Consider the following 8,680-nt stretch of genomic DNA (forward strand, 5'->3'; position numbering starts at 1 on the left):
TCAGGATGATTTTTTCAACAGGTAGAAAATCATCCTTTTCGTCATGCCTGAGACGCAAAATATAAGAAATGACAACGCTCATGAACAGGGTATACGATTTTTATCCCTCCTTAACTTAATGACATTGTTATAAAAGAGATAAAAAACCAAAAATCTGCTAAATTTGATCAGGGTTCCCCACTCCATGCCTTCTTTTTCGGTTCATTTTGGCTGTCTTCACCCTTTTTTGGCCATATTTACGTTTATTTTGGGATTGTGGTAAATTGAGAATGATGAACAGGAATTCTTTATTACGACGCGCATGCCTGACATTTCTTATGGGCTCGCTCGCCATTGCTTCGATCGTCGTCTCGCTGACCTTCTTTCCCTTTCTGCATGAGCGGATGTATCCAGTCCGCTACATACAGAGCGAAACCCCGATTCTGAAAATTGATTCGCCCTACATTGAAAACGGTGAAATCGAGACGAGACAGTTTTCGCTCACGCGCGGACAGGAAGTGCGTCTGGTTGCCGGCGGGGCACACCTTTCGAGCATCGAAGCCGACGGAGAGATTCTCGAAATCGATAATTCCCATCTCTCACGCGATCAGCTCCAGGCTATGACACCTTCGCGCGCAAGCGTCAATCGCAAAGTCTGGCTGCGCAAGACCAAGGACGGCCCGCTCGAAGAAGCGTATATCCAGCCGGGCACGCCCTTTAAAGTGATCGACGCTGATCTCGACGATTACGATGCGAGTGCCGGGCTGCTGCGCTGGTATCAGATCGAAACGCTACCGAATTCAACAGAGGATGACGCTTCTTTCCAGCCGCTGACTGGATATATTCCCGGTTCTGTCGTGCTGTGGCTGGCCTATTCCAATGCGTCGACAGCACCCGCCAAAGAATTCCAGAAAGACATACCCGAAGCTGCTTCTCTGGGCAAGGAAGCCTACCCCCAGCCGGACTGGAAAGAAAACTCGCTTCCCGATCCGGAACGCGCTCTGAACGTTTCCCTTCCTGTTCTGTTCGACTATTCTTCCCAGATTGAAGACTATATGACACGAAACGACTTCAACACGCTGATCGTTACGCTCAAGGATGAAAACGGAAAGCTGTCCTATCTTTCCGATACCGCTTCTGCCTTTTTGGGTGATGACATCGATGCCGCCCAGCCCTGGGCCATCGATATGGACAGTTTCCGCGCTTTAGTCGACCGCCTGAAAGCCAAAGGCATTTTTATGGCCGCCCGCCTGGAAACGTTCCTCGATCCCCTTCTCGCCCAGAGCCGGCCGGATCTTGCCCTGTGTGAGGAAAACGGTACGCCGGCTCTGCTGGAAGGATCGTACTGGACCAGTCCGTATGAGCACAGGGTGTGGCAGTACAATCTCGATCTGGCGCTGGAAGCCTGCTCGATCGGCTTTCAGGAAATCCAGTTTGATTCGCTGCGCTTTCCCGCAGGCAGTGCCGGTCTGACCGATCCGAATTTGCCCGGGCGCACCGAACAAATTGACGGCTTTCTGTATGAAGCGCGCAATCTGCTGGAAGAAAAGCACGTCTATACTGGGGCGACGCTGGAACCGGATGCCGTTTACGACGAAATCAATTTGGAAAGCGGACAGTCCTTTCAGGGTATGCGGCAGGCGGCTAACCGTCTGTACGTGCTTCCCTATTTACAAAATCTGCAGCTGTTAAGCGCCAACTACGGCATCGAAGTGTTCGGCAGCGCGCACGATGTGCTGCAGGCATTCACGAGTCAGCTCGCCAAATATCCGCCGCAGGAATACGACAGCAGTCTTTGCGTATCCCTGCAGGGCTTTGGCTTGATGTCTCCCCAGACGCTCCAGGCCCAGATTCAGGGCGTTCTCGATGGCGGTCAGACTTCGTATGCGATCAATACGATCGACGGTCACCCCGACCGGCTGTATCCGTTAGAACCTGCGTTTCAGGCGCTGTCCATTCCGGCTGCTCCGTATACGGATGAAGTGTACGAAGAGCCGGTCGCCCGCCTGCATTGCCTGCCTTGTTCTTTCAGAAGAGCAGGCCTTCTTGCGACGCAAGCTGCGTGAGGAAAATGCCTTTCTCCCGATTCCTGGCACGGATATCCATTTTTTCCAGAACGATTCAAAACGATACACAAACGCCCGGCGGTTCCATAGGTTTTCCCATGAACAGCCGGGCTTTGGTCTTCGTATGTTTTCGTTTTGTATTCGCTTCTGGATCTGCAGTTTCTTCCAGAGTCTATATTTGCTTTCTATATAATATTTGATGCCCGCTTTATATTAGATGCCCGCTTTTTGAAACCAGAAAAGCCGAAGGGCGAAACGCCGCCGTTCCGTCGGGAGGCTGGCAGGCCGGCACCTTACTTCAGACGGCTCATGAATTTTTCCGCGTTCACGTCCACCCGTTCATGATGACCTTTACCCAGACATTTGTCGCCCTGCCAGGCGCTGACTTCAAATCTGGAAATGCGGCCCTTCTTTTCGAGAAGATGACTGACGATGCGAATGCGGGCATGCAGAGGACTAGGTGCGTCGTGCGTCGTATCCATATGGATGCCGACGGTGGTCCATCCCTCTTCCACATCGTTCAGCAAGCAGCTGGCTTCTTCCATCCAGGCGATCATCTGCGGCGTAGCCAGAACTTCAAGCGCGCCGCTTTTCATGGCGCACGCCAGCCCCTTCTCATCTACCGTTCGATAAATTACGGAATACATTTCTGCCATTGTCTTTTCTCCTTTTTACGTTCAGGCTTCACCCGTTTTCGCGATCTCTTTTGCCCGCCATATGACCTCATTGCGGAGGAAAAGCTCTCTTTTTCTCGAGACATTCCGATCGACAAATTCTAGGTGCAGCTTCTCTTTTTTCGCCGTCTTAAAACGGACCCGTTCTTTGTACAGTTTAACAAAACAGTCCTTTTCGACGCATTGGAATGATGTTTTGGATCGTGTTACGCTTAATGGTATGAATCCAAGACAAAATTCTTCAACACGACGCGCTTCTCCGGCGCCTTCACGCCGTCGAGAAGACCTTTACTATTTAAAAAAAGCGAAGCAGCGCATACAGAGCATGCTCATACTGAGCTATGGCATTCTCTGCATCTGCTCGCTGGCCCTGTATTCCATTTTAAACCAGCCGCTCTTTTCCAAACCGCCCTATTTCAACTCGCTGTACATGATGACGCTGTTTGTGGAGCTGGCCATGTGGCTGGGCATCTTCTTTCTAGCCGCGTTTGGCAAAAAAGCGTCCCGCTCGCTGTTTAATCTGGGCATTGCCGCCGAGTTTCTGTTTGCGGGCTGGCTCGTCTATGACCTTTTCCGGCACACCAGCTTCTTTGTGTTTTATCTCGTCTGGTGCGCGCTCGTTCTGATCAAAGGCTTTTTACTGATGTGGTTTAAAAACTGGCTCTTTGATTCCTGGTTTGGCCGCATTTATTACGACCACGTTCTCTTCCTTCCGCAGGAAGAGCAGCGAAGAGATCAGGCCCGTGCCCGAAACGCCCGCCGTGCTCGGGAGCAGCAGGCCAGAGCCGCTTCCGCACAAGCGCACCGGCAGCCATCGCCGACCCGACCGGGAGCACAGACCGCTGTGCAGCCGGAGACACGAAGAAGCGCTCCGGCACGGTCCGCCGGCTTTCAAACGAATGGTGCAGCGGATTACGGATCGAACTCTGCGCAGCCCCAGCCTTCTCGCACCCCGCTTCGAAACCGGCCCGACCCGGACTTCTCAAGCGCATCCCCGCGAAGTTCGCAAGCGGACTGGGAAGCACAGGAAAGAAAAACCAGTCGCCAGACCGCGCGCTCCGCACAGTCTTCCCCCGATTTGCAGGGAAATCCAGAGCGTGAAGAACAGCTTCGGCTTGAACGGCAGGCCAGAGCCCGCAAGGCACTGTCTTCGAAATATCCAAGAGCCGCCATTCGCATGGCGATCGGGGTATATGGCGAGCTGATCGTCTTTCCGATTCTGGTGCATCTCTTCCAGAACCGATTCGTTTCCATCGACAACGGATCCGTCTTCGCGACTGGTCTGATGTTTACCTTATGCATTCTGACCGCCGCCTTATGGACGCTGCCGATTTTCTTCTACTATTTAAAATACCCGGGCTCGAAAAAGAGTCTGTACGCGGCTCTGGGCGGTCAGCTTCTGATTCTCACCTATGGCCTGTTCATTTTGTATCGCTACTGGAAAAGCGATACGACCGTCTACCCCGACAGCGCCTTCATTCTGTTTCTGATTTTTGAACTCGTCCGCTACGCGGTTTTGATCATCATGGTGTTTCCGGCATTCCGGCTTCCCAATATTTACGATCCTTATCGCAGCCGGCCGGCTTCAGATGAGGAAGAAAACTATGACGTCAGTGAAGAGGGCGTCCAGTTTGAAATTTATGAAGACGATGATCCCCTTGATGAGGAAAATGAGGAAGAGGACAACGAAGATGCAGACGGCCCCGAATCCGATTTTGCGGGACGCCGCTCTGGCCGTTTTCGAAGACGGTAGCCGTTCCCCTTTCCAATCGTTTACAGACCTTTTTAAACCCATAGAGGCGCTGGCAGCGCATCGATCGAAACCCGATCAAAGCGTACCAGCGCCTTTTCTGCATCCCTGCCTGCTTTTTCCAGGCGCAAAAGCAAAGGCCTCTCTGTCCTTCTGGATCTGGAAAAGATCTTCAGGCAGAGAGGTCTTGAATGCATCAAACAGGTTCGACCGAGCCGCAGCTCTTTCGATTATTCTGCGGATTCGATGATGGAAGATCTCCAGTGTTCGTTGGGTTTTACGCCAAGAATTTCGCAGACGGTTGCTGCGATGTTGGAAAGACCCATGTCATCGTCCTGCTTGAGCTTGCAGTCGTAGTTGTAGACGATGAACGGAACCTTGTTGAGGGTATGGGAAGTTTTCGCCTTGAGCGGAGCGCCGGCTTTCTTTGGCTTCTCATACATTTCATCGGCATTGCCATGGTCGGCGGTAACGAGCAGAACGCCGTTTACGGCTTTAACAGCTTCGATGACGCGGCCAAGGGCGAGGTCAACGGATTCGACACCGATAATTGTGGCTTCCAGGCTGCCGGTATGGCCAACCATGTCGCCGTTTGGATAGTTCGTCCGCAGGAAGTCGTACTTGCCCGAACGGATGGCTTCGCAGAGCTTGTCGGTAATCTGAGCGGATTTCATCCACGGACGCTGCTCGAACGGGATTACATCGGATTCGATTTCTACGTATTCTTCTAGTTCTTCGGAGAACTTAGCGGCACGGTTTCCGTTCCAGAAGTACGTTACGTGACCGTATTTCTGGGTTTCGGAAATGGCGTATTCGCTGATGCCGGCATTAACGAGCTGTTCGGTCAGCGTGTAATGGATTTTTGGCGGTTCCGTGAGGTATTTCTTCGGAATCTGCGCATCGGCATCGTACTGCAGCATGCCCGCAAATTTTACGTTAGGAACTTTTACGCGATCGAACTTGTCGAACGATTCATCGGCATCGAAAGCGATGGAAATTTCCTGAGCGCGGTCGCCGCGGAAGTTGAAGAGGATAACGGAATCGTTGTCATTGATCGTTCCTTTCGGATCGCCGTTTTCATCGACAACGACAAAGCCTGGCAGGTCCTGGTCAACGACGCCGGTTTCTGCACGGTACGTTTCAATGGCTTCGGTTGCGGATTTGAAATTGCGTCCAAGGCCGCGCACGTGAATCTTCCAGCCTTCTTCAACCATTGGCCAGTTGGCTTCGTAACGGTCCATCGTGATTTTCATGCGTCCGCCGCCGGAAGCGATCTGAGCGTCGAAGTCGGCATCGTTGAGATCGTTCATGAAGCTTTCGATTTCATCGACGTATTTCAGTGCGCTCGTTTCCGGAACGTCACGTCCGTCGAGCAGGATGTGCAGACGTACGCGTTTCACGCCTTCTTTTTTCGCCTGAGCGATCAGAGCCTTCAGATGATTGATATGGGAATGAACGTTGCCGTCCGAAAGAAGGCCAAGGAAATGCATGGTGGAATCGTGTTCCTTTACGTTGTTTACGAGTTCTTTCCATGCAGCGGATTCGAACATTTCGCCGGATTCGATGTTCTCGTTAACGAGTTTGGCACCCTGCGAGTAAATCTGTCCGCTTCCGATGGCGTTGTGACCAACTTCCGAGTTGCCCATGTCGCCGTCTGTAGGCAGACCTACAGCCAGACCGTGCGCACGCAGTTCTGTGTGCGGGCAGGTTTCCCAGAGTTTGTCGAGATGCGGTTTGTATGCCATTTTTACGGCATTTCCAAGAACGTTGTCAGACAGACCTACGCCGTCCATGACAACAAGAACTACAGGTTTTTTAACCATTTCAATATTTCCTCCTGGTTTATCCTCTTTATTATAGCGATATGCGCTTCGACCCGCCTTGAAAAACCAATTTTCTGCCCGCATTTTCAGGCATGGATAGTTTGCTTAAAAGCCTTCTTTTCACCGGGCATGCCTGCCGCTTTTAAAAACGGCGGCGCCTGTTTCATTCGAGAGAAACAGGCGCCGTTTTGTACACATACTTCAAAAGCGAAAAACGTTTTCTTCCATACAGACGTTTCAAAAGGATTTCAGGCGACCGGACTTCCTCCACATCCGCGTGCTTTTCCACGCGTCTTGCGCAAAGAAAAGCCAGTATGCCATCCAGAAGCAGAAAGGCCAGCGCCATCTTGTAAATGATTCGAACCAGATCCGCGCCTTGAATTGTCGGACTGTCCAGAAGTGAAATGAAACCGGGTTCGAACACAAACAGCAGGCCCGCCGCAGTCAGCTGTACGATCAGCGCACACGCAATGCCGGTCGCGATGAAAATCAGCCACTCCGAGCGGCCGTTTCTGTGGCCATAGGCTATGCCGAAGGCGCCGGAAAGCATATAGGCGATCCACTGGACAATCACCTCAATGACAAACGCCAGGACCATCTGGCGTGCATCGACATCCAGAATGCCCCCAGTCTGAATTTCCGCGAAATCGTGCAGAACAAACGGCAGGGCCACCATAGCCGTAAAAAGCGCGATCAGAAGCAGAAGCGTAAGCAGACTCGTCACAAACCAGGACCAGTAAATGGTTTTCCGGTTGTAAGGCAGCGTACGAATGAGATACGCTCTGGCGCTGTAAAAGCAGTCCGCAAACAGCTTCCAGATTTGAAAAAACGCTTAGAAGACCAGCGCCGCGCTCATCACAAATACCGCAATCAAAAGCAGATGACAGAGCAGCGAATAAAAGCGGCCGCTCCAGTCCAGACTGACCAGAATAAGCCATACGCTATAAACGATCAGCTGAATCAGCCAGACCGGAAGCAGACGCTTTCCGATCTGGGCAGTAAAGGTTTCGGTCAGTTTTTTCATAGCAGTGTCTCCACGAAAATCTGTTCCAGCGATTTTCCCTGTTTCTGACGAAGCGTATCCGCGTCTTCGTCCAGAACGATTTTTCCGTGCCGCAAAATGAGCGCCCGATCGAGGATGCGTTCAATTTCGCCGATCATATGCGTGCTGATCAGAATGGATGCTTCCGGACTGGAATGTTCCAGAATCAGATCGAGAATTTTCTGTCTCGCGACCGGATCGACACCGCCGATCGGCTCATCGAGAATATACAGTTCGGCCTTGCGGCTTAGTACCAGAATCAGCTGCTGCTTTTCCTGCATGCCCTTGGACATCGATTTAATCGGCTGATTCAGATCCAGATCCATCGCTTCCATGAGCCGGCAGGCTTTTTTGCGATCAAAATCCGGATAGAACTTTTCAAAAAAGCGAAGAGTTTCCTTTCCGTTGGCGTTCAAATCCAGATACGTTTTTTCCGGCAAATAGGAAATGCGCAGATGATCCGAGGGATCCAGCTTCTTTCCATCGGCGGAAATCTCTCCCTGCTCATAGACGAGCAGATCGTTGATGCACTTGATCAGCGTACTTTTTCCAGCGCCGTTCGGGCCAAGCAGACCGGTAATCTGTCCGGGTTCGAGCGTAAACGACACATTCTGAAGCACCGGGCGGTTTCCATACGATTTACTGAGATGACGAACGTTCAGTTCCATCATTTACTCCTTCCTTCAGAAGGCGGATGCTTTCTGACGCGGAAAATCCAAGAGCCTGCATTCCACGCAAAAACGTTTCGCAGAGCGTTTTTGCGGCTTCTCTTTTTTGTCCTGCCAGGGTTTCCGGATTGTCGCAGACGTACTTTCCGCTGGTACGCCGTGTTTCAATCAGGCCCTGACTCTCCAGCCTGGCCAGCGCTTTCTGAACAGTATTGATATTTGTCCGGCTTTCGAGTGCAATTTCCCGAACGGACGGCAGCTTATCGCCAGGGGCGAATTCTCCCCGAACGATGGCGCCTTCGAGAATAGAAGCCAGCTGCAGATATACAGGCGAGTCGTTTCGAAATGAATAGTCCATAATCTCTTCCCTCTGTCTTATCTGTATCACTTGGGTAATACAAAGATACAGCTTGGCATTTCCGATGTCAATGCCTTTGTCGGGCCGTATTTCCCGTTTCGCCACGGAATCAAAAACTGTATACCCGACGCAGTATGCGTCTATTTTAGGCCGAATCCATGACCGCCTGCGGATTCTGATTCGTGCAGTTCCGTCGTAAGCGTCAAATAAAAGACGGGTATTTTCTCGACCGCCTCCTTGGGATAATTCCTTTATTCAAGGAGGCTTTTTCATGGAATCAATCATCCCTGCAATCGATCTCGGTATCGATTTCTCCAAAG

General features: G+C 51.6%; 8 protein-coding genes. 2 read left to right on the forward strand and 6 right to left on the reverse strand.

Annotated features, from left to right (window positions below; all coding sequences use genetic code 11):
- Positions 1 to 317: 317 nt before the first annotated feature.
- Positions 318 to 2,045, forward strand: a complete 1,728-nt coding sequence (locus Afil_RS09975; RefSeq protein ID WP_230268412.1) for a putative glycoside hydrolase — start codon at positions 318 to 320, stop codon at positions 2,043 to 2,045.
- 293 nt (positions 2,046 to 2,338) lie between these two features.
- Here the strand turns inward: Afil_RS09975 and Afil_RS09980 are convergent, their stop codons facing one another.
- Complete coding sequence (locus Afil_RS09980) at positions 2,339 to 2,701, reverse strand: thioesterase family protein (RefSeq protein WP_230268413.1); 363 nt, start codon at positions 2,699 to 2,701, stop codon at positions 2,339 to 2,341.
- 343 nt (positions 2,702 to 3,044) lie between these two features.
- On the opposite strand from Afil_RS09980, the gene Afil_RS09985 reads away from it, so the two are divergent.
- Positions 3,045 to 4,472: a hypothetical protein gene (locus tag Afil_RS09985; RefSeq protein ID WP_230268414.1), complete on the forward strand. Its 1,428-nt coding sequence runs from the start codon at positions 3,045 to 3,047 to the stop codon at positions 4,470 to 4,472.
- A 227-nt stretch (positions 4,473 to 4,699) separates the two neighbouring features.
- Here Afil_RS09985 and gpmI read toward each other — a convergent pair whose 3' ends face one another.
- The 5 genes from gpmI to Afil_RS10010 all read right to left on the reverse strand — a co-directional run bounded on the left by gpmI (position 4,700) and on the right by Afil_RS10010 (position 8,360).
- Positions 4,700 to 6,292, reverse strand: coding sequence for a 2,3-bisphosphoglycerate-independent phosphoglycerate mutase (gpmI, locus tag Afil_RS09990; protein ID WP_230268415.1), 1,593 nt, complete (start codon positions 6,290 to 6,292; stop codon positions 4,700 to 4,702).
- A gap of 163 nt (positions 6,293 to 6,455) precedes the next feature.
- Complete coding sequence (locus tag Afil_RS09995) at positions 6,456 to 7,016, reverse strand: hypothetical protein (RefSeq protein WP_230268416.1); 561 nt, start codon at positions 7,014 to 7,016, stop codon at positions 6,456 to 6,458.
- A 108-nt stretch (positions 7,017 to 7,124) separates the two neighbouring features.
- Entirely contained in the window at positions 7,125 to 7,316 is a 192-nt protein-coding gene (locus tag Afil_RS10000) for a hypothetical protein (protein ID WP_230268417.1), read from the reverse strand.
- A complete protein-coding gene (locus Afil_RS10005; RefSeq protein ID WP_230268418.1) occupies positions 7,313 to 8,005 on the reverse strand; it encodes an ABC transporter ATP-binding protein in 693 nt (230 codons plus the stop codon). Before Afil_RS10005 ends, Afil_RS10000 begins: the two co-directional genes overlap by 4 nt.
- Positions 7,974 to 8,360, reverse strand: a complete 387-nt coding sequence (locus Afil_RS10010) for a GntR family transcriptional regulator (RefSeq protein WP_230268419.1) — start codon at positions 8,358 to 8,360, stop codon at positions 7,974 to 7,976. Before Afil_RS10010 ends, Afil_RS10005 begins: the two co-directional genes overlap by 32 nt.
- Positions 8,361 to 8,680: the final 320 nt, after the last annotated feature.

Source organism: Allobaculum fili (genome assembly GCF_020969955.1).
Taxonomy (GTDB): domain Bacteria; phylum Bacillota_I; class Bacilli_A; order Erysipelotrichales; family Erysipelotrichaceae; genus Allobaculum; species Allobaculum fili.